The organism is Bacillus sp. ABP14, from assembly GCF_001831375.1.
In the GTDB taxonomy this organism is placed as follows: domain Bacteria; phylum Bacillota; class Bacilli; order Bacillales; family Bacillaceae_G; genus Bacillus_A; species Bacillus_A paranthracis.
In genome coordinates, this window is sequence record NZ_CP017016.1 from 3,469,413 (window position 1) to 3,495,411 (window position 25,999).

Here is a 25,999-nt window from a genome sequence, read left to right on the forward strand (position 1 = left end):
TGAATATCATTTCATAAGTATGAAATATTGCATAGAAATAAAGTTAAAAAACATTCATATATCCTGAATTAGAAAAATTTAAAGGAACTTCATCTGAAGCTCCTTTCGTTTACTTTATATTCAATACATATGAACCATCTTTATTCTCATACTTATAGACGTATAAATAATATTTACCTGGCTTTGCATTATAAGTTCCTTTCACTACATTTCCTTCATTTTCACCATATGCTACATAGTTGTTTAAATCTGATTCATGATGAAGTACCCATGTCATTCCAATGTTTTGTTCATTTAATAAAGAAATATTAATATTTTCTGGTGAGTCAATTTGGAAAGTAAATACATCCACCTTATCACGATTATCTAGTTTTCCTTTCATTGGTGTATGAAAGGAGACTTTATTTGCCTGTATACGTTCATTATTTGGTTCATTTTCTGTTACTTGTAACTCATTCCCACCGTTCGTTTCTCTTCGTTCATACCCTAAATCTACTAGTATAGACTTCAAATCTGGTAAAACACCAATTTTATCTGAATATGGATCTTTAGATTTTGTTCCTGTGCTCTGGTTGCTTAATATTGCTCTTAGTTCACTCGGTCTATATGGTTGTCCTAAATTTTCTTTCACAATGCTTTGTACTAAAGTCGCTGCTCCGGCAATAATAGGCGACGCACTCGACGTGCCACTAAAGCTAGGTGTATAAAGATTTATAGCACTTCGACTTTGCTCAGCTGTAGTTGTATCTACGTTTTCTCCCCAACCGTACACATCAATACGGCTTCCATAATTCGAAAACCACATACGCTCATGAGGGAAAGATGAAGAGCCCGCTCCTACCATAATTGCACCTGAATCTTTAAAATCTTTACTATTACGATTTAAAATTTGTTTACCATTTCTATCTTTAAATTGATCTAAATCATTCCAACCATTTGCTCCAGCTTCTATAATGACAACACCTTTATCTGTACCAGCACGAATTGCATCAAAGATATCTGGTTGTACCTCAACAGGTAAATATTTATCACCATATCCATCAAAGGAAGCTTGTGCCTCTAATAATAAAACATCCCCAGCTTCTAACTGATTCACAGCACTTAATATTGCATCAGCTGTATTATACTGTCCGTTATCTCTTATTTGAGAGATCACCTTTGCTTTCGCTTTTGGCGCAATCCCAATATTCCCAACTTCATTGTCCTCAGAGGATACAATTCCTAGTACAGACGTCCCATGACCGACATGTTGATCTATATTTATTCCAGACATTAATTCAATATTTTGATGTACTAAATCCTCATGATTTAATAACCATCCATATTCCATATCAACAAAAGTTATACCATTTCCTTTACCGCCTTGAACTTCCCAGGCGAAGGGCGCATTAATACCGTATGGTGCTGCTTCTAAATAACCTTGTTGTTTAAATCTAGGATTGTTATTAGGACTAAGAGATACACTTGATGGTCGCACTTCTGGTGGCGTTATTTTTTCTTGCTTCTTCATATACACATCTTCTATTAAAGAAGATTTCTTTAACCTATCTACTAGTTCTTCTTTCTGCTCACCATTTTGCATTTGAAGAATATAGTAGTTTAATAAATTTGTAGATACATTATTGGGTGCTTTCACTTCAAGGTCTTCTATTTCCTCTGGACTTACAGATGTGAATAAACGCGTGAATGTTACATCTGGATATTCTACCAAAAGATCTTCTAGTACTTTGTCGTTCGTTTGAGATTGTATTTGTTTTTCAATACCATCTTCATATGGAAATTTCAAATCCGCTTTAAATTTTACAATGATTTGCTTATCTGTTTCTTGATCTATTCCTAATTTACTCTGCTGCTCTATAGAATCAGCATGTACACTATTGATAGTGCCTCCTGTTCCTAAAAGTGTTGTAATGATTACAGTTGACGCACACATTTTTCGAAATATTTTCATTACTTCAATCCTCCTATTAACAACAATTAATCATTATATTAATTTATAGTGATTTTATTTATATAACATATTCCCTTTCTACTAAATAGATTATAGTAATCAGCAATATGAACTTCAATGTATTTTCATATGCAATATTTCATATTAGAACTCTACAATACATGAATAAGAAACTTATAATGATTATTTATTTTATATGTGCTAATATACTTACATTAATATATTAAGTATATAAATATCCAAAACTAGATTACTGAACAGCTTCACCTTAATTTTTTCTTAGGAGGATTTACAATGAAATTATTAAAAATAAAACATATAATCCCTTTATCTGCGGCTGCAATTACATTCGTATGTAGTCAAAGTACAGCTGAGGCTTCTACCATTCATACAGTAAAAAAGAATGATACACTTTGGGGCATTAGTAAACAATACGACGTTTCAATACAATCCATTAAACAGGCTAACCATAAAGGAAACGATCAAACTTTCATTGGCGAACAGTTACATATTCCAGGTTCCGTCAACTCAAATGAAATCACTGTTCACCAAAACGCCAAACCTGCGAACATTTCTGAGCAAATTATTTATCAAGTACAACCGGGAGATTCATTGGAAACGATAGCAAAGCGTTACAATGTTACCGTTCAATCTATAAAACAAATTAACAATACAGTGGGAAACAAGCTCTATGCAGGACAACATTTGAAAATCAACTCAAGCATTTCAGAAAAAGAAAAAGACTTAATGGCACGCTTAGTTACCGCTGAAGCAGGTGGAGAATCATATAAAGGAAAAGTGGCTGTAGCAAAAGTTATCCTAAACCGTGTAAATGCAAACGGGTTTCCAAATACAATAACAGGCGTTATTTATGAACCTATTACATATGGATATGCATTTACTCCTGTTACAGATGGAAGAATTAATCATCCTGCAAGCCCAGAAGCAAAAATGGCAGTAGATGAGGCTATCTCCACAAATGGAATACATTCTGATTGGCTTTATTTCTACAATCCAAAAACATCAACAGACAAATGGATTACGACACGTCAAACAGTAGCAGTAATTGGTAACCACGTCTTCGCTAAATAACATTTAAAATCATTAACAGACCTCTTCACTTAAAAGGTCTGTTTTTTTATATGTAAGATTTTATTAATCATATGACATAGTGATCTTTTAAAACTATCTCTTCTTTCAAATAAAAAATTTGTATTTACTCCACCACTCTGAAAAATTAAGAAAGCATCAAGTTCAAAAACTCCCTCTTTATTCATAAAAGCTATTTCTTAACTTCATAAAATTGTTATACACTAGAAAAATAAAAAACAAACTATTCGTTAGCGGGTGAAAGAATATGTATGATGTTACAATTATCGGCGCTGGAGTAAGTAGCATTTTTATGGCTTATTTACTAGCTAACAGTAACAAAAAAGTTTTAATTCTGGATAAAGGGAAAGCGCTAGAAGATCGCCATTGTCCTTTAGACGAAGGAAAAGTGTGTACTTGTACTACATGTGATAAATATTTTGGGTTTGCTGGTTTAGGAAAATCTGAAGGGAAATTTAATTATACAAACGGATTTGGCGGAGAACTTGAGCAAAAAGTCGGCAAAGAAGGCTTTAAACAACTTATGGCTGAAGTAGATGAAATTCTATGTCAGTTCGGAGGAAGCTCTGTTTCAAAATATTCTACAGAAAATCCAACTCTCAATAAAAGGGCTGAAGCTTGTGGTTTGCAAATGCTAACAACAGAAGTACGGCATCTTGGTACTACACTTTCAAGTGACATTTTTCAGCAACTCTATGAATTTTTACTTACGAAAATAAATATACAATTTCATATAGATGTGCAACATATTATGAAACAGAAAGATCATTTTACAATAGAGATAAATGAAGAAACAGTTCAATCTAAACAACTAGTATTTGCAACTGGGCGTTCCGGAGCAAACTGGTTAAAAAAAATGTGTACTTCTCTAAATATTTCTCAAGAACAAACTCGTGTAGATTTAGGTATTAGAGTAGAGATGAAAGAACACCAATTACGCTCTATATTAAAAGATACATTCGAGACGAAACTTTCTTATGAGCAGGAAGATTTCACAGCAACTACGTACTGTATGAATCCAAAAGGACGCATCATTAGAAAGTACGAAGAAGGTTTAGTTATGCCTGACGGTCAAAATTTTCGAGAGAAAGGAACTGGCACACCTAACTTAAATTTCACTTTATTTATCCCGCGCTATTTTCCAACTCTCAAAGAAGCAAATCTGTATGCAAGCTCAATTATTAAAAACATTAACCAAGGACGAGAGCGAATTGTTATACAGCGCTTAGAGGACTTACTAAAAAAAGAACCTACAACAGCGAACAACATGAAACATAACCGTATACAGCCTACACTACAAGGAGATTATGGAGATTTGAATACAGAAATTCCTCCGTTATATATTGAAGGACTTAAAGAATTTTTGTTACGCTTAGAACAATTTATCCAAGAACCGATCGATACAGATACTTTATTATATGGAATTGACGGAAAGTTTTATACTCCTACGATAAAACTCAATAACCATTTTGAAACAAGTATACATGGGCTATTTTTAGTCGGAGATTGTTCAGGCGTCACTCATTCATTATCTCAAGCTGCTGCAAGTGGGTTGTATGTTGGAAAATATTTATCTATGGTTTAAATTCTTTTAAGATACCAATTAAATATTTTAAATTTCACAACGCTTTATTTATGTACCTTATCCTTCCCCCCTAACGACTACCCCGTAAAAAATCGGGATTTTACGAGATACATATGTAACATAACTATGTATGTAAAACGATTGACATTCAATTCTAATAAATTGAATGTCAATCGTTTTACAAGCCTCTATTCATTTCTACTTTCATTTGTTCGATATTTTGTAACATCATCATAGTGTTTAATATGTTAGGATGTCTATAAGTATTTTTTACTACAACTATGACTTTTTCTGCTCTGTTCTAAAAAATAGATTTATACTTTAAAATTTCCCATTGTACGTATATGAATACTTCATATTATTACCTTTAGAAACCATTGGCTAAATGGTTCAGCATACTATAATAGTTATAAAAATATAATATATAACACAAGTTAAATAAATTACAAAAAAAGGAGTAAAAATGAAAAATAAAATCAATTTACAAATGCAAAATATAAGCTTTGTTTTAATAATTGCTTTAGCAGTATGGTTAAAAACATATCTTATTACAAAATTCAGTTTTGATTTAAAAATTGAATCTTCTACACAAGAGCTTATTTTGTTTATTAGCCCTCTCGCTGCATCATTAGCTTTTGTCGGATTCGCATTATTTACAACCGGTGAAAAGCGAAATTATATCGCGCTATGTATTAATTTCTTATTAACAATTGTACTTGTTGGGAATGTAATGTTCTATGATTTTTATAGTGATTTCGTTACGTTACCAGTACTTGGACAAACATCAAACTTTGGCCAATTAGGCGGTAGTATTATAGAAATATTGAACTACAAAATTATACTCGCATTCGCAGATATTATTTTCTTCTTTATTTTATTAAAGAAGAAGGCACTAGTCTTCCAAACGGGGCGCGTAACTCATTCGGCACGCTTGTTATATTTTCTCTTAACGATTGGTGTATTTTTTGCAAATCTACATCTTGCAGAAAAAGAGCGACCTGAATTACTAACGAGATCATTCGACCGAGTCATGCTTGTTAAAAATTTAGGACTATACACGCATCAAGTATATGATTTAACACTACAAGTAAAAGCAGGATCACAAAAGGCACTTGCTGATAGTAGTAAATTACAAGAAACAGAAAACTACGTGAATGCAAACGAAAGTGAGCCGAATCCTAACATGTTTGGTGTAGCGAAAGGAAAAAACGTAATTGTTGTTACTCTTGAATCCTTACAAACCTTTTTAATAGGCGCAACAGTTAACGGACAAGAAGTTACACCATTTTTGAATGAATTCATAAATGAAAGCTATTACTTTGATAACTTTTTCCACCAAACTGGGCAAGGAAAAACATCCGATTCTGAATTTCTAATTGATACGTCGTTATATCCATTAAATCGAGGAGCTGTATTTTTCACACACGGTAACAATGATTATACTGCGACTCCAGAAATTTTACGTCAGCAAGGTTATTTCACTTCTGTATTCCATGCGAATAACGCAACATTTTGGAATCGTAATATCATGTACTCTGCTCTCGGTTATGATCGTTACTATAATGAACTTGATTACAAAATCACGCCTGAAACAAATTTAAATTGGGGCTTAAAAGATATCGAGTACTTTGATCAATCAGTAGATATATTAAAAACTATTGATCAACCATTTTACGCTCGTTTCCTTACTTTAACGAACCATTATCCATTTACGTATGATGAAGATACTAAATTCATTGAACCATATAACTCTGGTAATGGCGTATTTGATCGTTATATCGTAACAGCACGTTACTTAGACGAATCAATTAAAAAATTTATTGAGCGTTTAAAAGCCGAGGGAATGTATGATGATTTTATTATTGTATTATACGGTGATCATTATGGCATTTCTGAAAAACATAATCGTGCAATGGCACAGTTTTTAGAAAAAGATCAAATAACAGAATTTGATACTTTAAATTTACAACGTACACCTTTATATATTCATGTTCCTGGACAAACAGAAGGTGAAACGATTTCAAAGCCTACGGGACAAATCGATATGAAACCTACTATTCTCAATTTATTAGGGATTGATACTACGAACGATATTCGTTTTGGTCATGATATGTTTTCAGATAAATATACCGGTTTTGTCGTTTTACGTGATGGTAGCTTCATTACAGACAAATACGCATACAAAAACAACACTTTCTATGACCGCATAACAGGTGAAATTGTAGATTTACCAAAAAAAGAAGCTCAAGCACTCATTAACCGTGCACAAAATGAATTACGAATGTCTGACAAAATTATTGAAGGCGATTTATTACGTTTCTCAGAAAGTAATAAAATTAAAACTGGTGAAGTACAAACTAAAATTAAAGAGACTGAAAAATAATCTTAATATGAAAAGGGAGCAACTCGTTACAGTTGCTCCCTTTTACTCTCTTATAACATGTGATGCAATTTCACATAAAAAATCTTATATATTTTACTTTTATTCTGCACTTGTTTCTAAAATTACATCTGTATAAGTATGATCATCACCCATATGTAAAATTACTTCACATTGACGTAATCTCAATTCAAAGAGCATGATAGAATCATGATAAACTTCAGGGTTTGATTTCATTTTATGTAACATTTCTTGTTTTTCTTGTATTTCGAATTGCATATTTTCTACAGCTTGTTTCAAGGAGTTAAATGGATTCCTAAAGAATATATGAATATCTCGCTCTTGTGTGTTTTCGAATAGCTCAAATTGCAAGAAAAATTTCTTCATAATAGAATCCGTTACCTCGGTATAATCTTCATTTTCTACATACTGTTTGTATTTGTTATATAGCATAGTTTTGTTTTTCGGAAGAACTCCAAATAATTTACCGGCACTTTTCAATAAAAATTGTGCTGGCGTAAATCGACGTAAAATATTTACTTCATCCATTTGTATGCTATTCGTCATTCTGTCAGTATCTCTGCGCCAGTCATCAAGCACTTTAAAGTCACATTCTAACTGTATTCGATTTTCTCCAAATAAAGATTTAAGTCCTTCACTAAGTTCTTCTAAGTACGATTGACTTTGAAGGAGCTCATTATGAGAAGTGGCAATCCAATTTTGCATAGAAAGAGCAAGATGAGGTAATACAGTTTGTTCTAAATATTTATGCACTCTTTCGTTCATTGCTTTATTTAGTTCTGTATCCATGTGACCGAAATCACTGTCTTCACTCATTAAATCAGAACAACTCTGTAATATCTTCGGTATATTTTCAGTAAGTTCGTTCGTAATTTCCATTTTCATTGTACGATATGACTGTGTAATGAAATGAATTTTTTCCCTCTCAAATGCAGTAAGGTTATTCATGCTACCGTTTAGTTTCACTAGCATATCTTCATTCCATTTAATAGCATCCACGAGATTGTTTTCTTTTTCAACACGTTTATTTAAAAGATATGTAATTGTTTTTCGGATGAAGAACAATAGCTTTTCAGTACGTTCTCCATCAATATTTTTATGATTAAAGTTAAAATGAATAAACTCAGTTAACTCATTTAATTGTTGACTACTTGTATATAACGAAGAATAAGGAAAAATTCTCGCTTGCGGGAAATATGTGTTTATTCTCGCTGCCGTATCTTGTAATACTCTTTTCACTTCTGCTTCACTGTAAATGTTATCGATTTTATTTAATAAGAAATGAATTTGTAAATTTGGTGTATGTTCTTGAATGCTTAATAAAATATCACGCTCTTTATCAGTAAACGGTGAATCCGCATTCAATACAAACAATAATTCATCCACAGAATTTAGATATTCAAATACTTCATCCCTAGTGTCATTATTCCTATTAAATCCAGGTGTAACTACAAATGTAAGTTTATTTTCATTTAAAAATCTACATGGTAATTTAAATTCAACACATGCTCTATCTCTATACGTTTGATGGTGCTGAGACATCATATTATGATAATCAGAGATATCTTCCGTTGTTGTAATTGCAGCGTCTGTTATGGCGTTAATTTCTGTATGAGCATCATTTTTTAAAACTACTACATTTGAAATTGATTTTTCTACTATATTTTCTCCTAATATAGAGTTAATAAATGTAGTTTTTCCGTTACCTGAAGTTCCCGTTACTAAAATACGATTTGTTCTTAAATCCGCAAGTTCGTCAACTAACCATCTAAATCGGTGACCTATTTCTATATTGTGCTTTTGTGCCCACTGTGTAATAGATTCAAAAAGATGTAGACTGTACTCTAAAGCATTCACATGATTCATAGAATATGACAGTAGGTTTTCCGCATGTTTTATATTTGATGAATCTATTTGGGTAGGAAAAATTTCATCCCATGCCAATACAGCTGCTGATGGAAATACAGCATAAGACGGATTGACTACTTTTAACCAATTTGTTAAAAGACTTGGAATGATATCGTGTAATTGTCTAAGCGTATATTTCCCTTGAATTAATGCAAAGTATGTTTCTTCGTAAAGAGAAGAAATTTTGTCCCATATATCGGAAGACTCTATTTCAATATGTAAGAAAAATTCATTTATTGTGTTAAGCCACAATAAGTAATTTTGTTCATTTTTATAACTGTTCCAAAGTGATGAAACCATTTGCGTAAATTGTACTTGATCTACATTATTTAATGTAACTAATGCATCATAAAAATAATCTGGTGAAATATGTTTAGTAAATCCTTTATCGATATATCCTTTTAACACCTCAAACCACGGATAAGACTCTGTTCGAATTAACTCATTCACAGCAAGCTCTACTGCACTATCAAAATCTTGTTGTTCCTCATAAAAAGAACGGGCAATTTTTGTAACATTCGGATAGTCTGGATTTAAAGAAACTGCTTCTTTAATAACAGCGAAAGCTGAATCAAAATTATTTTGCTCTATGTAAAGAGAAAGTAATTGTAGTCTAATTTCAGTCATCAATATTTTATTATCAGTAGTAATGGAAGTGTATACATTTTCAGCAATTGATAATTGATTCAGTTCGAAATACGCATCCGCAATATTTTTTTGTGCCCACGGTGCTAATTCATTACTAACCTTCTCCCATTTAAAAATAGCTGCTTCAAAATCTTGATGGCGATAATAAAATTCACCTTGCGCAAAACGAATATAAGATCCATCAGAAACCTCATTTTTTTCTTCGTTTACATAAGCTTCTCCAAGTACGTCAAGAGGTGATTTTGTTACATTCTCCATTAGAAATGTTTCATAATACATCTTTTTTATTAATTGTTTTTCTATTCTCATCTTTTCCCCCACTATATCTTGAAAATACATTTTTAAGATATGTCAACACTTTATTTATGTATGCTTTTTATCTTAACAAAGAATATCTTTTGGAAAATTTCATTTTCCTTTCATTTTTCAAGTTAGATTGAATTTTCATGAGAAAAGTTTCAGTTTTTTTTCAATTACCTTTCAGTTATGAAACAGCATTAAATGTTTCTAATAACATAATAACACTATAATATTCCACATTATATTATCAGGAAAACCCTATATGAAACATATTATAAAAACAATTTATAACGAATATATATGCAAAAATCACTTCACCTAACATAAAAGAGTTCATCACATAGTGCTTGCTTGATAGACATATATACTAAGTTTCTTCAGAATTTCACATACACCATGATAATTTAAACAACAACAATAGTGAGCAGCTATTCATACAATATCTTTCTCGAATTGTTTTCCTTTAGAACACTTCAGTAGTTACGTAATTAAATTCCATTAACCTCTATAAATAACTAGTCCAAAAAAAATCTATATGCATATCATGTTATAGTAAAGAATTCAGGAAATCGTAAAAGGAGGCATTTTCATGTTTGAAGATAAATCTAAAATAAACTACCCGTATGAATTTACTGAAACTACAACAATCCCGCTAAAAAACCCTATCAATAAAAATTTCAAAAACGGCTCTGGTACACATACTTTCCCAATTAAGAAGCATTATAAAGAGCAGGTGCTATATACGGAAAAAATTAATAATAATAAAAATAAATAAGCGTATAGGCTCTTATAACAATTAATCAAATAAGAATCTATATTAGACCTTGCATAGTTATAGGTAATATATAAGGCTTTCTTATACAACTCATGTACTTTTAAAAAGTGCTGATATACAGCGCTTTTTTATACATAGATAATAGAAGAACAAAAAAGGTATGGATATTTTCCACACCTTTTTTGTTCTTTACTATTTATAAATAAATTCCACCTTCACTGCTCCTTAGCCAATGCTCCTAGCAGCAAAATTCTACTTGTTGGAGTCATTGAAGAAAGGAGTAAATTTATGATAAATCCCAAAGCTAAAGAAGCATCCAAGAATGATATAAACCATTATTGCTCTATTATATATATTCAAAAATGTACCAAACATTGTTTCAAAGCTGCTTAGTTTTCATAAAATATTTTTTGTTTCCGTTGGAACGGATAGGCTTTAATCTCATCTGTATCTAAATTTTCATGAAATAAATGAATAGCTATAATTTGTCTACAATCGTAAGTATGATAATAATATGTTCCGGACTCCATACACATTACACTTGTATATATGGTATTATCTAATGCACCTTCTTCTGTTATTACTCCACCTTTAGGTACCTCGCAATTTGATAAGATATGAAAAAGGGCGGATACTCCCTCTTCTTCACTATCTATACCTTGAATGTTTTGTTTGCCATATGCTGCCCGCACAAACCTCGATGGCGGGGTGAAATCCCCTGGAAGTCCCATTGAGCCTGAGCCCTGGCCAAAAGCACTTAATGGTAAATTACTCCATTCTGTTGGCGCGAATGGCTGCGATTTAAGGCCAATATATTGTCTTAAATTTTGCAAATGCCAATTAAACTCCGGACTATTCGTCATCACTCCTAGTGGGTTATCATACATCTTTAATCCTTCATTTGTCGGCTCCAGTACAATGCAATCTCCCCATTTATCCGCTAAGATCCAATGTAGCGGTGGCGTAAGTCCTAAATCCGGTAATGGTATATCCAAAAAGGTAATGCTATCTACAGATTTCTTTAACTCTTTGACAGAATTGAATTGTGTAAGACTCCAAGCTACAAAATCAAATGGAGCTAAATTCGTTTTAATGTCATCTATGCTTTGACTATAAGTAGCGAATCCTGGAAAATAGAGTGTTGCACATGTCATACCTGCTTCATTTACTCCGTCCGCCATAATGATCCTTCCTTGATGATTAATTCCCATTCCGACCGTAGCATGTTTCGTATGAATGATTTCACCAGTTATATTATTCCACTGGTAATGCCGAGGAATGATTATTACTTCTTGATTCATATCTAATGTGAAATCCATCGTTCTTGCAAAAAGATGCTGACCGTTTTTTGTCTCTAATGTCAAACTAGTACACATAAAGAACACCCCATTTTATGGTTTTATCTACACTTTACATAATTCTGATAAGTCTGTAAATTAAAAACCTCTTTCCTTACAAACAAATTAAGAACGTACATATAAATTACAAATAGGTTGAGGTTATCTCTAGTTTATAAATTTTTAAAATATAGTTGCAAAAGAATTATATGAAAAAGGAGCGAATTGTTACTATCGCTCCTTTTTATTTCTTGCTATATTTTATTAAAATAACCAGAGACCATTTTCTCTATGAACAGTATCTGTGGTCGAGGAAAAATTACCTTTACTACTTTCCTTTGATTTAATCGACTTTTCAGTGTTAGTAAAGATATTTTTTACATTACATTTTATTCCATTTATGTTGTTATGTTTCATAAAAAATAAGACAAAACTATGTTTTGCTTTTTTATAAATTAACAATAAGCATTTATAAATCAATCTAATAATTTATCAAAATCATACTACTATAGCTTATTACTAAATATTTATTTTAAAGTTCTTTTATATTGGGGCAAACTCTCTAGTACCTGATATTTATGAATATACATAATTTTTATATTAAAATTAATCTCTAATTTTTTTCTTAGCAACTCTGACTTAAGCGGAAAACGCTCTGCAACAATACAAGCAATTTTACTTTTGTCAGTATCATTTATTTCGGCAACCTTAGTTACAATTTTTATTATTTCTTGTTCTGAAACTTTTCCTAATTTTACCTGGATATAAAGTTTCTCTTGCTCATTTTCTCCAATCACATCAATCTTATATTCTTTATCATATAAATCGGAAGCCAATTCAACAGAATAATTTAAACCTTTAAAGTATTGCATAGCTGCAATCTCAGAAAGTTGTCCCTTTGCAACTTGAAATGTATTAAGTACTTTAGATAACTCCTTTTGTTTAGCAGTTACTCCATCTGGATGAGACTCATTTATTATCCCACCCTCAAATTTTGCGGAATATATATTTATCCAAAAAAAACCTTCTGGATTAGAAATTATTGTATCTATAATTTCATCAATCAATTTTTCCTTAATTTCCACTTCAATCTCCTTTGTGATTAAAAGAGTACATATTTCCTCAGAGTTATCCTTCATGAAATGGATATGTAATTCCCCTATACTTTGTTCCTCGTAATATAGGTTATATTCTTCACTAGTATTTGTTCTTATTCCCCTACGAAACTTAAAATTCCCCATTACAAAACCCCCACCGCTAGAATTAGATTACAGTAGTCTATATTTACCTCTTCACTTGCGTTCCTCTTTTTTATCCCACATGTAATCATTAGTGTTTTTAATACATTATCCAATTATTCATTTAGGAATTTTCTTGAAAGTACCATCTTCGTTATTTAAGAAGCTTATTACCTTATCCGGTGGAACATAAATATCTTCGAATTTAAAATTATACTCACTCCAAATATGAGTCAGAAGACGTGCATATACTTCCTGTGACCACTCGCCAAATATATTGCCAGAGGGCTGGATTACTTGGATTATCCTTTCATTTTCAGATTCAATGGTCATATATCTAGGTGAATAAAGTGCTAGATATTGTTTATAACGCATTTTTGCATATATCTCTTTTAACTGTATATGATCAAGGGTTTCCCTCTTATATTGATCAAAATAATCTTTTCCAAATTCCCCTTGCACACCTGAATCCTCAATACAAACTATAAAACCAATATCATTCATTTTCATGCCAAAAACAGTTTGAATATAACTGTCAAAGTAATCAAAATTGGATTCATCTTTATATTCATACATTCTAAATATAAAAATTGAATAAGGTTTTACAGGAGAAAATTCCGTTGGGATTCTAATACCTTGTAATAAATAATGTAACATCTTGAATTTCCCCATAGCTTCAGGAGTCATAATCTTTCCTGCACTAGGATCTTTTCTATCCTTATCCAAACTCAATTCTTTAAAGAAGAGACCGTATAGAATTTTAGCAGCCCAGTAAAATATTTTATCTTCATTTAACTGTATAAACGAATCAAAGCCTCCATCCACTGCATTAGATATTTCTATTTCCACTTGAGACAAATGTTCGTTATTACATGTGTTACAACAAGGAATTTTTAGCATCCTATATGGGATTTTTGTTCCATTAAGCAAAGTAATTGTTTGGTTCCAAAGATCAAATTTTCTTTGTAACCACTTTGGAAATATATGTTCCTCTGTATTTTCAGTAAGCTCATCCCCACATAAAAAACAATGATTTGGTGAAAGAAGCCTATTCATTATCAGTCACATCCTTTTTTTCAAAGTATGTTTCTTTTATTATTGGTGTCCAAATTTTTTCTAATTGAACTGTTTCTACTCCAGCTTCATCCAAAATATTATACAGTTCAGATATTTTATGAATACTTTGTTTCCTATGTTTCATTTCCCCAAACTTTTCTAATTCTCTTTGATGACTATAAGTAAAAATCATTTGTCTTTTAGCTCTTGACATTGCAACAAAAAATGATTTTGTATCTTCTTCTTGTTGTTGACTAAAACTCCAAAAAGCTTCATCTTCAACTCCTATAAAAAATACAGTATCGTACTCTAGACCTTTACTCTTATGAATAGTCATTATTGGTAGACTTTTTTCTCCCTTAAAAGCAATAATAGCCTCTTTCCAAACTTTATATTCTCTATATTCTTTCCACATTAATTGAGCAAACTTATTTATTACTTTATTTTAATTCTATATTAGAACCACCTACTCAATAAGCATGTAGGTGGTTCTTGCATTTCTAAGACCAAAATTAAACAACTTTGTTCTCTTTGCTCAAAACAATATTAACTTAATTTTTCTAAAGCTAATCTCTAAATCTTTTATTGGGACTTATCACCTGCAGCATTTTTTGTGGTGTATATTGAATACCTACAGAATCACAAATACGTTGTTGATCCTTAAAGGTGGTTTTAAACATATATAAATATTTCACCACCATACGTCGTAATATATCTTGTGCCATTTTATTCCCAGATAAAGCATTATATAATTGGGCAATTTCGTGATAAGGATACTGATGATAATGTTCTAATTTTATTCCTACATTAATTAAATTAACTGATGTACTTCTCATTTCTTCATATACTCTTTTAAAGATTTCATCTAAATTTCTTGATCCTACAGCGGTACTCACTTTGTTTATAGATGAATATGTAATAGCCTGCGCTAACATAAACAAGAATTTTTTAGCTTCACTCTCTACTTTCTCCCTATCATAATAGCCTTTCTCTTCTGCCAACGAACATAGGAATTTTACAATATAATCCTTGTCTTCTTTAAATCTTTCCAAGAATGCATTATTTGTTCTTAATGCCACAGCATATGCCTCAATGCACAATTCTATTTTTTCCTGTGCTTTTATTGAGCCATAGTAATTTTTCAAGATTTGACCGACAATTTCAAGCATCTTCAATGATTTATTAAATTCAGAAATGGTTTGTATTTCACTTCCAACTTCCACTTCACTTGAACTCAACTCATTTTTCTGAACTTTCAACTCTCTTTCATATTCATCTTTCTGTTCATGAACTTTTTTCCTATTCTCATTTACATCTATATTCTCAATAACTAACTGAGGAATTTCATCTAGTAAATTATTAAACACATCAATATCCGACTCTAATTTTAAAATTGGTACATCCTCAAAAAGAGATTTCGTTACATTAATTACTTGTGAAATAATAAAATTATCTTTAGATAAATGAGTTAAGAACATCAAAATATGAGCATAGTCAGATGAATGTAGATTGAAACACATTTTTGAAATCGTATTTCTCACTTCTTCTTCACCTATATGTCTAGCTAAGTACTGTCCTACAAAATAATAATATATATAAGAATATGCAAAAACATAACCCTCACCAGATCGCTGTAAAATAAGCGCATTGCAGATTTTATTTTTATATTTAGCGAATTCAAATTGACTACTAAATTGTAAAGCATATTCTTCTGTATATAACTTATGAAACTTATACCATTCTTCTTCTGTCATTACCTGTTTTTCATTTTTATAAAAATTATAAGCCAATTCTGTTAAATAATTATACATAGCATCTGTTTCTTCATTTGTAACTTGAATCTTTGTCAATGCCTGTTTTATTAATAATTCATAATAATACCCATTTGTACTACGATCTAAATTATGAGGTGTACTACTTTCAAAAGCCTGTAAAATTATAAGTAAATACAGCGGAAATGTAGGCACATAGTTTTGCCCAATGACTGAATCCACGGATCTTTCTAATTGATCTTTAATTACTATAAGTTTACTCTCATCTATAGTAGATTCTTGTCCTAACAATATCCACTTTTCAATAAGTTCGGCTCTTTTCACATGGCCAAATTCTTGAATTTCAAATTGGCGTACTTTATGCTGTTCATGATTTGAAAGAATCAATAATAATTCTCTCATATTTGAAATTTCATCTGCCATTATTATTATCTTCCCAAACCATTTAGCCGCTTCTTCAAAAAATAAAGATTTAAATTTTGCATTTAGGATACATTTATGCCAATCATCAATTATTAACACCCTGTCCTTTTTATCAAGCTGAACATATTGATCATTGGTTCCTTCTCCATAAATTTGTTTAGTTGTACTTTTAATTAATTTGTCAATTCCTTTAATGTGATCTCCTTTTATCTTTGTCCCCTCAATATAGATTGGCTTTTTTCCTATATTAAAAAAGTGGGTAAATAATTGCTTACTTAATGCTGTTTTTCCAGATTCCTTATCTCCTATAATTAACAAATGTTCATCTTCTTGCAGTTCTAAGATCATTTGATTAAAGGAAACATATTCAGCCACTTCACTTCCACTATTTCCACGTAAAATAATTTCTCTGAGATCTGGAGCTACAAATAAATCAATCAAATCTAACTTATTTTTTCTTGGATGTGTATATGGCAACCCTATATTATAAATAAACGAGTTAAATTCTTCTTCTATATTTAAAGTGGTACGATGTTTCCCCTTTGCCATTGAAGCTGTTTGGAGATCACACCAATCTGTATCATCTATCTCTTTATATAAATCTCCATTCCAAGAATATTCTTTAATACGTTGAGTATCATCTTCTAAATTTAAATGTAATACTTTAAAGTGGCTTACCTCTGAATTCCAACGTTCTTGAAGAACTCCTCCCTCAATATATTGAACACGTTTATTCTGCCAATCTGTAAGAATAGTATTTGTATGAGCATGTTCATGCCCACTTAAAATAAAATCAGAAGAACTTTCTAGTAAATTTCTTAACTCTCTTCTATTATCTGGGTCTAACCAATGATCAGGATGATGAATCATAGTAATATTCACATCTCCTAATGCAGTTTCCATAATAGAACGATATTGCTTAACTGGGAACCACATTTTCCCTGGTTGTTCTCTTAAAGTTGATATCCAAGAAGAATTCATTAAATTAAAAACAATTTGTTTCTCACCTATCTTAAGAACTGCTTTTTGAAGGAGAGGGTCATCATGAATTAGCTCAATATTTTCCCATTGCTCGTGATACAGGCTTTTAAAATTATCAAAATTCTCTTGAACTCTAATAGTATCAATTGTATGTATTGAAAGCTGATCACTATCTTGAGTGCTAATTGCTTTTATTAAGACGTCCCGAGTTGCATTTTTTCCTAAATCCCCAAAATCGCAGTCATGATTACCCGGAATCATCAAAAATTCAAGATGCTGATTAAATTCCTTTTTTATCTCACTTTGTAAATTATCAAAAAAAGGAATTGCAAAATTACAATATTCATCTTCTTTTCCGCTTTGTGCAATATCACCCGATATACAACAAACAATGTAATCAGATGATCTCAATTCAGATTTTAAAGCCCTCCATAATGCATTTTGTTTATCCATAATAGAGTTATCCGTATCTGCTAAATGTATATCCGTAAAATGTATAACTGAAACCGTACTCAAAAACTCCCCACTCCCTATATATTCTACTTTTGTATAAATCCACTAATTCATTTTACCATAATAGCCCTTTTATATGTGTAATATTCAGCTAGTCAGGAAGGTAGCGTATTTAATATCATTTAAGACTACTAAATGATATTAAATAAAAATGAGTACCATCTATTTATCATCTAAACATCCCATAAATATACTTCCATTAATAAATTTTATTTCTCATTTTGAGAAAATTATTCAGACTTGTACGTTTCCTTCAATCTTCATTTTATCGATACCTCCCTTATAATCGGCAACAGCATCTATCTTCCAGTTTAAATTCAAGAACTTACTTTCTAACATTGCTTTTTATAACTTTACGAAAAAGATTTATAAGTGAGTTTTTAATTTTATTGCATACTGTTAACCAAAATGTTTCAAAACAAATAAAAAAACAAGGCATAACTACACCTTGTTTTTTTATAATCTATTCTAATATTTTGTCAAATTCACAATATGATAATTTTCATCTCAACACAGTATCCCTACATAACCCTCTTAAACATCTTCTCCAACTCATAAGTAGAATGATGCACAAGAATTGGTCTTCCGTGCGGGCATGTGTATGGGTTTGTTGTTGTACGAAGTTCTTCCAGTAAAGCAAATATTTGATCGTTCGTTAAATATTGATTTGCTTTAATTGAAGCTTTACAGCTCATCATGATGGCTGCTTCTTCACGTAATTTTTTAATATCAACTTTTTTTAGTTTAACGACCTGCTCCATCATTTCATCGATAATTTCTGTTTCTTGCCCTTTCGGGAACCACGTTGGATGTGAGCGGACAATAAAGGATTGATGGCCGAATTGCTCCAAAAATAGTCCAACTTTTTTTAGTTCTTCTAGCTGCTCTTCGACACGTAAAAATTCAGTAAGAGATAAATCGATGCGGTATGGTACAAGTAATTCTTGTACTTCTTGTGCTACCCTTCCTACTTTATCACGGAAGTATTCATAATTAATACGTTCCTGCGCGGCATGTTGGTCAATCATATATAAGCCTTTATCATTTTGAGCGAAAATATATGTTCCATGCATTTGTCCAATTGGATAAAGCGGCGGTAAATCATTACCGTTCATTTCGATTTCTTCTATTTCCTGAACTTCTTCTTCCAATTCCTCTAATTCAAAGTCTTCATCGTTACTGTTCCACGATTTCTCTTCTCGAATCGGTTCTTCTATTATCGATTTTGTAGATGGTTGCCAACTTTGTTCTTCTCTCACGAGCGACTGTGGTGGTTGCCATTCTTGCTTCGGTGGTTGCCAAAGCTGCGCAGGCTGTTTCACAGCCTGCGGTTCTTCTTGTTTTTCATCCATGCCCGTCGGTAAAATGATATCCGGCATGGATGGTTCTTTCGGCTTCGCATGCTCAAACTGGAACTGTTCTTGCACACTTTCATCTTTTTCTTTTTTCTTCGTTGTTACACCTGCATCTGGAATGAGCTGTATTTTTTTGAATGCTGCTTGCAATGTTTCTTCAATCAGCTTTAGTAATTCTTGTTCTTTACTAAAACGAACTTCCAATTTCGCTGGATGTACGTTAACGTCAACAAGCATTGGATCCATTTCAATTGATAAGAAACCGATTGGATATCGTCCTACTGGCAATAATGTATGGTATCCTTGCTGAATAGCTTTCATTAATACGAAATTTCGAACGTAACGGCCATTTACGATTGTTGACATATAATTACGAGATGCTCTCGTTACTTCTGGTAATGTTACATAACCTTTAATTGTGAAATCTAAAGATTCAGCTTCAATTGGAACAAGCTTCTTTGCAACTTGAATGCTATAAATCGATGCAAGTACTTGTCTTACATCACCATTTCCTGATGTATGAAGCAATTTCTTTTCATTATGAAATAGCTTTAATGATACTTCTGGATGCGACATTGCAATACGATACACAATATCTGTAATATTACCAAGCTCTGTATGAATGGTTTTCATATATTTAAGACGCGCTGGTGTATTAAAGAATAAGTTTTGTACTGTAATATCTGTTCCTTTTCGGCTCGCTGTTTTCTCCTGCTTTATAATGTCTCCACCTTTAATAATAAGGTGTGTACCAGGAGCATCACCGGTGCTAGTGATTAATTCTAATTCACTAACTGAGGCAATACTCGGCAATGCCTCACCGCGGAAACCGAGTGTTCTTATGCGAAACAGATCGTTTTCATCTTTAATTTTGCTCGTCGCATGTCGTTCAAAAGCAACGATACAATCTTCTTCTGCAATGCCATCTCCGTTATCAATGATGCGAATTTTCGATAAACCAGCTTCTTCTAAGTGGATTTCAATAGATGTACTATTCGCATCGATAGAATTTTCCACAAGTTCTTTTACGACTGAGGCAGGGCGCTCTACTACTTCCCCTGCCGCAATTAAGTTAGAGAGTTGGTCATCGAGTTTGCGAATTTTCCCCATCTACTTACTCATCCTTTCTTTAACTTTTTTTGTAAGCGATACAGTTCGTTCATCGCTTCTAAAGGTGTCATATCAAGTAAATCAATTTTTTTAATTTGCGTCAGCACTGCCGTTTCTTTTGCATCTAGAACTGGTTTGTCTTGTTTTTTCGAAGATTGCTCTGCGCCAAAGAATGATAGTTGTGATTCTTCTTCATTGTCTACCTTCGTTTCTTCTATTTCTATTGGTTCCTCTTTTACAACTATAGGTTCTGGAATTCCTTCTTGCTCTTGCGCTTTCACTTCTACACGCTTCGGAATAATAATTTCTTCCTGTCCTTCTAATTGCGCTAACACTTCTTTCGCTCGAGCGATTAAGCTATCTGGAAGCTCCGCAAGTTGCGCAACATGAATTCCGTAACTTTTATCAGCTGCCCCGTCTTGAATTTTATGAAGGAATACTACTTTTCCGTTCTCTTCAATAGCTGAAACGTGTACATTTTTCAGTTGATCTAAACTGTCTTCTAGCACAGTCAATTCATGATAATGCGTAGAGAATAACGTTTTCGCACCAATTTGGTCATGAATATGTTCAATGATTGCTTGTGCAAGTGCCATACCATCATACGTAGATGTACCGCGTCCAATTTCATCAAATAAAATTAAACTTCTTTCTGATGCGTTTGCAATGGCATTTTTCGCTTCTAACATTTCGACCATAAATGTACTTTGACCTGAAATTAAATCATCCGCCGCGCCAATTCTCGTAAAGATTTGGTCAAATACAGGTAATACTGCTTCTGTTGCTGGTACGAAACAACCGATTTGCGACATAACTGTTACAAGTGCTAATTGTCTCATATACGTACTTTTACCAGACATGTTCGGTCCTGTAATTAAAAATACATCCATATTCTCTGGCATAATACAATCATTCGGTACATACAATTTCCCGTTCAATACTTTTTCTACGACAGGATGACGACCATCTTTAATAAAGATTTCGCGCTTCGTTGTTAGTACAGGTTTTACAAACTGTTCTTCTTCACTCACTGTCGCAAAACTTTGCAGTACGTCTAATTCACTGATTACTTTCGCTAAATGCTGTAATTTCGGAATAAATACTTTTACTTCTTCACGAAGCGCTGTAAATAAATCGTATTCTAGTTGTACAATTTTTTCTTCAGCTTCTAAGATTAATGTTTCTTTTTCTTTTAGTTCATCTGTAATGAAACGTTCCGCATTAGCAAGCGTTTGTTTACGCTCGTAGCGGCCTTCTGGTAATGCTCCAAGGTTCGCTTTCGTTACTTCAATGTAGTAACCGAAAATACGGTTGTATCCGATTTTTAACGATTTAATTCCTGTAATATCACGCTCTCGTTTTTCAAGCTCAGCAATCCACGTTTTTCCGTTTTTACTCACGTAACGATATTGATCAAGCTTGTCATTATAACCATCTTTAATAATATCTCCATCTTTAATAGAAAGCGGTGGATTTTCTTGAATACTTCTTCCTAGTAATTCTGTTAAGCTCTCACATGGATCTGCACCTTGAATTAATCTCGCTGCATACGCGTTATCTAACAAACTAATCGCTTCTAAAATAGCTGGAACTTGTAGTAACGAGCGTCTTAACTGTAATAAGTCCCGTGCATTAACATTACCAAATGCAACTTTCCCTGCTAAACGTTCTAAATCATATACTTCTTTTAACTTTTCTTTTAAATCTTCACGCAAGAAGTAATCATTTACAAACGTTTCAACCATCTCTAAACGCTCTTCAATTCGTTCCTTCTGTATAAGTGGACGTTCCATCCACTGTTTTAACATACGACCACCCATAGCAGTCTTCGTCTTATCTAATAGCCATAATAATGATCCTGTTTTTTCTTTCGTTCGAAGTGTTTCTGTCAGCTCTAAATTTCGCTTTGAATGCACATCAATCTTCATAAATTGATTCGTATAATAAATTTCCACAGGCTGCAAATGATCTAATGAACGTTTTTGCGTTCTTATGACATAGTTAAATAAGCGCCCAACTGCTTTAATTAACTTTGCTTGTGAAACATTTCTCACAAGATGTTCTAGCCCTTCAGGAATTGCCGTTGCATCTTCATATGAAATCGTCATTTTTAACGTTTCCGTTAACTTGTTTAGTTCATCTTTAGAAAAGGAAGAATCTACAACAATTTCTTTCGAACCAGTTGCATACACTTCTAATAAAATATCCTCTACTGAACCAGTCAATAACGTTACTGTATTTTGCCCAGTCGTTAAATCGTTACAAGCTAACGCATATGATCCATCTTCAAAATGTGTTAATGCGGCTAAAAAGTTATTTTCTTTCTCATCAATCGTACGCCCTTCCATCATCGTTCCTGGCGTAATTAATTGTACTACTTCACGGCGCACTACACCTTTAGCTGTTTTTGGGTCTTCTACTTGCTCACAAACCGCTACTTTATATCCTTTTTCAACAAGTTGTTCAATATAGTTTTTAGCCGCATGATACGGTACACCGCACATCGGTATACGTTCACTACTACCACCGTCTCGGCTCGTTAATGTAATTTCAAGTTCGTGGGCTGCTTTAACCGCATCCTCAAAGAACATTTCATAAAAATCACCTAAGCGGAAAAATAAAAAGGCATCTTGATAGTCTGCCTTAACTTTTAAATATTGCTGTATCATAGGCGTATATTGCGTCATACTTATCCTCCATAATTCTTACATAATAATCTATATTCATATATGTCACATTTCACGGACACTCTTATCTCCTATTTCAGGAGTCTTTCTTCATTATAGCACATTTCATTAGCAATCATGTTCATCTAAGCACCACTTATGTAAAGTAAAAAGCTAGGAAGAACTTCTCCCTAGCTTTCTATTACTCTTCTTCTGCATCAACGATAAAGTTCGGATCTAACTCTTCAAACTCATCATCTTCAATTTGGAAAGCATCATCTGATTCTACACAACCTTCAGGGTTTACACTTACACAAATTTTCGTTTCGCCAACTACTTCTGTTACAAATTCACGTTCTACCGTTACAACAATTTTATTACCATTTGGTGATACAAGAGCTTCTAAACAATTTGGTGGCTGAATGACACGAGCAATAATTTCTAAATCATCACCAGAAAAGTTTTTATCACGATATCCAATGCTTACTTCATCTGTGTAGTTTACACGTTCTGTTACAACTTCTGTCTTTGTATTGCCATCGAATGAATACCAAGTGTTCACATCATAGAAACCTTCAATTTCCACATGTTTTCCATTCTTTCTTGCTTCGTACGAGTGGTTAATTACCCAGCACCCTAAAATACTTGTTGGCTCATTATTCGATTCACATGTATGCGTTGACTTTGTATACTTACGTCCTTTTCCAACCACTGCTTTTGTAATAATCTCTCTAAATTCGGACATTCGTAACCCTCCTCAATCACTATTCACTTAATCATATGCGTGACAATAGCGGAATGTGTCATTCTTTTTTTGAGAAGAACTTACGTTTAATCCACTAAAAAAAGAGATGTCAATTCGACATCTCTTTAACAACCACAATTTCCTTTTTTACTTTCTACCGCTGCGCCCGTTTCACCCTTCAATACATCGCCATTAGTTGAAATTAATATTTCATCTGTTACGTTGTTAGAAATCGTACTTGCAACTAGCTGTAGTAAGTCATTTACATATGTTTGTGAAGATTTAAATTCTTGTACAACTGGGATGCTATCTAACTTATCTTGCAGGGCATCAATTTCAGCTTCTACTTTTTTCAAAGCTTCCCATTTCCCGTAATGTTGCAAGTTTACTGCTTGTTTTTGCAGTGCTTTAATTTCATCAATTGCGCGCTTCACATTTTCATTTTTATGAATTTGTGCCTCTGCTTTCTTAAAGAAATCAACTTCTTCTGTTTCAGAAATCATTTTTGCTAATTCTTTCGCTTGCTCAACAATTTCATCTTTCGAATATACTTTCATCTATTATTCCACCTCAATCGGCTCTTCAACTAATTCTCCGTTAAGAGACCAAGTTTTTGCATCCGTTACTTTTACTTTCACAAGCTGACCAATTAAAGACTTTGGAGCAACAAAGTTTACAAGTTTATTTGTACGAGTATAACCTGCAAGTACTTCTGGATTATTTTTACTCTCTCCATCAACTAACACTTCTACAATTTGACCTTTATAACGATTATTCTTTTCAATTGCCAATTTATTTACTAATGCATTTAAGCGTTGAAGACGTTCTTTCTTTACTTCCATCGGTACATTGTCTTTCATTTTTGCAGCTGGTGTACCTTCACGCGGAGAATAAATAAAGGTAAAGGCAGTATCAAACCCTACTTCACGATATAACGACATCGTTTCTTCAAATTGCTCATCTGTTTCATTCGGGAAACCGACGATAATATCAGTTGTTAATACCGCGTTTGGAATTGCTTCTTTAATTTTTCTTACAAGCTCTAAATAATGCTCACGTGAATATTTACGCGCCATAATTTTTAACATTTCTGTGCTTCCAGATTGAACTGGTAAGTGAATATGTTCTACTAAGTTGCCACCTTTTCCAAGCACTTCAATTAAGTGATCATCGAAATCGCGTGGATGGCTCGTTGTAAAACGAATACGGGCAATATCAACTTTACGAAGCTCGTCCATTAAATCGCCAAGACCGTATTCTATATCTTCAAAGTCTTTACCATATGCATTTACGTTCTGTCCAAGTAACGTAATTTCTTTATAACCATTCGCAGCTAAATGACGAATCTCTTGGATAATGTCTTCTGGACGTCTGCTTCGCTCTTTTCCGCGTGTATACGGTACGATACAATATGTACAGAACTTATCACAGCCATACATAATATTTACCCAAGCTTTAATATCACCACGACGTACTTTCGGAAGATTTTCAATTACGTCTCCTTCTTTGGACCAAACTTCAACTACCGTCTCCTTCGAGAACATTGCATCTTTTAGAATGTACGGTAATCTATGAATATTATGCGTTCCAAACACCATATCTACATGCTGATTTTTTTGCATAATTTTATTTACAACAGATTCCTCTTGGGACATACAACCACATACACCAATTAAAAGATCAGGATTTCTTCGTTTTAGTGCCTTTAAATGCCCTAGTTCACCGAACACTTTATTTTCAGCATTTTCACGAATAGCACAAGTATTTAATAATACTACATCTGCTTCTTCAGTTGAAAAGGTTGGTTCATATCCAAGTGCAGTGAAAATACCCGCCATTACTTCTGTATCGTGCTCATTCATTTGACAACCATATGTACGAATATAAAACTTTCTTCCTGTACCGAAATTGCGAAACTCTTCAGGTAAGCCAAAATCCCGTTCAATTTTAACTTCTTCTTTCCCTCGCTTTTTCGCGTCTTTTAAGGAAGGTGGTTGGTATACACTTTCAAAGTATTTGCTATAATCTTTCTCTTCTTTTTTCGTAGAGGAATTCACTTGTTGACTTGCTAATCGTTGTTGCTCGTTCATCGGTAATCTCCTTTCACCCTTAACTATACACACTT

Annotated in this window: 16 protein-coding genes; 4 read left to right on the forward strand and 12 right to left on the reverse strand. The window is 32.8% G+C overall.

The window, feature by feature from the left end; translation table 11 throughout:
• Positions 1–109: 109 nt before the first annotated feature.
• Positions 110–1,951, reverse strand: coding sequence for a S8 family peptidase (locus BGI23_RS17965; RefSeq protein ID WP_070806741.1), 1,842 nt, complete (start codon positions 1,949–1,951; stop codon positions 110–112).
• Between the two features lie 294 nt (positions 1,952–2,245).
• Here BGI23_RS17965 and BGI23_RS17970 point away from each other — a divergent pair, with 294 nt between their 5' ends.
• From BGI23_RS17970 to BGI23_RS17980, 3 genes are all read left to right on the forward strand, one after another.
• A complete protein-coding gene (locus tag BGI23_RS17970; protein ID WP_000771000.1) occupies positions 2,246–3,043 on the forward strand; it encodes a cell wall hydrolase in 798 nt (265 codons plus the stop codon).
• A gap of 265 nt (positions 3,044–3,308) precedes the next feature.
• Positions 3,309–4,646, forward strand: coding sequence for an NAD(P)/FAD-dependent oxidoreductase (locus BGI23_RS17975; protein WP_070806742.1), 1,338 nt, complete (start codon positions 3,309–3,311; stop codon positions 4,644–4,646).
• Between the two features lie 463 nt (positions 4,647–5,109).
• Positions 5,110–7,029: an LTA synthase family protein gene (locus tag BGI23_RS17980; protein WP_070806743.1), complete on the forward strand. Its 1,920-nt coding sequence runs from the start codon at positions 5,110–5,112 to the stop codon at positions 7,027–7,029.
• Positions 7,030–7,128: 99 nt separating this feature from the next.
• On the opposite strand, the gene BGI23_RS17985 is transcribed toward BGI23_RS17980, so the two are convergent.
• Entirely contained in the window at positions 7,129–9,942 is a 2,814-nt protein-coding gene (locus BGI23_RS17985; RefSeq protein ID WP_157441044.1) for a dynamin family protein, read from the reverse strand.
• Positions 9,943–10,492: 550 nt separating this feature from the next.
• Between BGI23_RS17985 and BGI23_RS17990 the strand changes: the two genes are divergently transcribed.
• The gene (locus tag BGI23_RS17990; RefSeq protein WP_000461128.1) at positions 10,493–10,678 is read left to right on the forward strand and encodes a hypothetical protein; all 186 of its coding nucleotides are present in this window, start codon (positions 10,493–10,495) and stop codon (positions 10,676–10,678) included.
• 389 nt (positions 10,679–11,067) lie between these two features.
• Here the strand turns inward: BGI23_RS17990 and BGI23_RS17995 are convergent, their stop codons facing one another.
• The 10 genes from BGI23_RS17995 to miaB form a co-directional block, all read right to left on the reverse strand.
• The gene (locus tag BGI23_RS17995) at positions 11,068–12,054 is read right to left on the reverse strand and encodes a choloylglycine hydrolase family protein (RefSeq protein WP_070806745.1); all 987 of its coding nucleotides are present in this window, start codon (positions 12,052–12,054) and stop codon (positions 11,068–11,070) included.
• Positions 12,055–12,542: 488 nt separating this feature from the next.
• Positions 12,543–13,256 (reverse strand): hypothetical protein, encoded by a 714-nt coding sequence (locus tag BGI23_RS18000; protein WP_070806746.1) that lies wholly within the window; start codon positions 13,254–13,256, stop codon positions 12,543–12,545.
• Positions 13,257–13,373: 117 nt separating this feature from the next.
• On the reverse strand, positions 13,374–14,309 hold the full coding sequence (locus BGI23_RS18005; RefSeq protein ID WP_070806747.1) for a hypothetical protein: 936 nt from the start codon (positions 14,307–14,309) through the stop codon (positions 13,374–13,376).
• Positions 14,302–14,724, reverse strand: a complete 423-nt coding sequence (locus BGI23_RS18010) for a 3'-5' exonuclease (RefSeq protein ID WP_070806748.1) — start codon at positions 14,722–14,724, stop codon at positions 14,302–14,304. Before BGI23_RS18010 ends, BGI23_RS18005 begins: the two co-directional genes overlap by 8 nt.
• A gap of 151 nt (positions 14,725–14,875) precedes the next feature.
• The gene (locus BGI23_RS18015; RefSeq protein ID WP_070806749.1) at positions 14,876–18,001 is read right to left on the reverse strand and encodes an anti-phage protein; all 3,126 of its coding nucleotides are present in this window, start codon (positions 17,999–18,001) and stop codon (positions 14,876–14,878) included.
• 518 nt (positions 18,002–18,519) lie between these two features.
• Positions 18,520–20,463, reverse strand: a complete 1,944-nt coding sequence (gene mutL, locus BGI23_RS18020; RefSeq protein WP_000516461.1) for a DNA mismatch repair endonuclease MutL — start codon at positions 20,461–20,463, stop codon at positions 18,520–18,522.
• A gap of 8 nt (positions 20,464–20,471) precedes the next feature.
• Complete coding sequence (mutS, locus tag BGI23_RS18025) at positions 20,472–23,150, reverse strand: DNA mismatch repair protein MutS (RefSeq protein ID WP_070806750.1); 2,679 nt, start codon at positions 23,148–23,150, stop codon at positions 20,472–20,474.
• A 181-nt stretch (positions 23,151–23,331) separates the two neighbouring features.
• Entirely contained in the window at positions 23,332–23,874 is a 543-nt protein-coding gene (gene cotE, locus BGI23_RS18030; protein WP_001288798.1) for an outer spore coat protein CotE, read from the reverse strand.
• Positions 23,875–23,999: 125 nt separating this feature from the next.
• Positions 24,000–24,431, reverse strand: a complete 432-nt coding sequence (locus BGI23_RS18035) for a YlbF/YmcA family competence regulator (protein WP_000870462.1) — start codon at positions 24,429–24,431, stop codon at positions 24,000–24,002.
• Positions 24,432–24,434: 3 nt separating this feature from the next.
• Positions 24,435–25,964, reverse strand: a complete 1,530-nt coding sequence (gene miaB / locus BGI23_RS18040; protein WP_001005403.1) for a tRNA (N6-isopentenyl adenosine(37)-C2)-methylthiotransferase MiaB — start codon at positions 25,962–25,964, stop codon at positions 24,435–24,437.
• Positions 25,965–25,999 lie beyond the last annotated feature (35 nt).

Bases quoted from the DNA above. Each gene is read 5' to 3' on its own strand.
- BGI23_RS17990 (WP_000461128.1), top strand. From the start codon at position 10,493: ATGTTTGAAGATAAATCTAAAATAAACTACCCGTATGAATTTACTGAA.
- BGI23_RS18035 (WP_000870462.1), bottom strand. From the start codon at position 24,431: ATGAAAGTATATTCGAAAGATGAAATTGTTGAGCAAGCGAAAGAATTA.
- mutS (WP_070806750.1), bottom strand. From the start codon at position 23,150: ATGACGCAATATACGCCTATGATACAGCAATATTTAAAAGTTAAGGCA.
- BGI23_RS18005 (WP_070806747.1), bottom strand. From the start codon at position 14,309: ATGAATAGGCTTCTTTCACCAAATCATTGTTTTTTATGTGGGGATGAG.
- BGI23_RS17975 (WP_070806742.1), top strand. From the start codon at position 3,309: ATGTATGATGTTACAATTATCGGCGCTGGAGTAAGTAGCATTTTTATG.
- BGI23_RS17995 (WP_070806745.1), bottom strand. From the start codon at position 12,054: ATGTGTACTAGTTTGACATTAGAGACAAAAAACGGTCAGCATCTTTTT.
- BGI23_RS17970 (WP_000771000.1), top strand. From the start codon at position 2,246: ATGAAATTATTAAAAATAAAACATATAATCCCTTTATCTGCGGCTGCA.
- BGI23_RS17985 (WP_157441044.1), bottom strand. From the start codon at position 9,942: ATGTATTTTCAAGATATAGTGGGGGAAAAGATGAGAATAGAAAAACAA.
- BGI23_RS17980 (WP_070806743.1), top strand. From the start codon at position 5,110: ATGAAAAATAAAATCAATTTACAAATGCAAAATATAAGCTTTGTTTTA.
- BGI23_RS17965 (WP_070806741.1), bottom strand. From the start codon at position 1,951: ATGAAAATATTTCGAAAAATGTGTGCGTCAACTGTAATCATTACAACA.
- cotE (WP_001288798.1), bottom strand. From the start codon at position 23,874: ATGTCCGAATTTAGAGAGATTATTACAAAAGCAGTGGTTGGAAAAGGA.
- BGI23_RS18010 (WP_070806748.1), bottom strand. From the start codon at position 14,724: ATGTGGAAAGAATATAGAGAATATAAAGTTTGGAAAGAGGCTATTATT.
- miaB (WP_001005403.1), bottom strand. From the start codon at position 25,964: ATGAACGAGCAACAACGATTAGCAAGTCAACAAGTGAATTCCTCTACG.
- mutL (WP_000516461.1), bottom strand. From the start codon at position 20,463: ATGGGGAAAATTCGCAAACTCGATGACCAACTCTCTAACTTAATTGCG.
- BGI23_RS18000 (WP_070806746.1), bottom strand. From the start codon at position 13,256: ATGGGGAATTTTAAGTTTCGTAGGGGAATAAGAACAAATACTAGTGAA.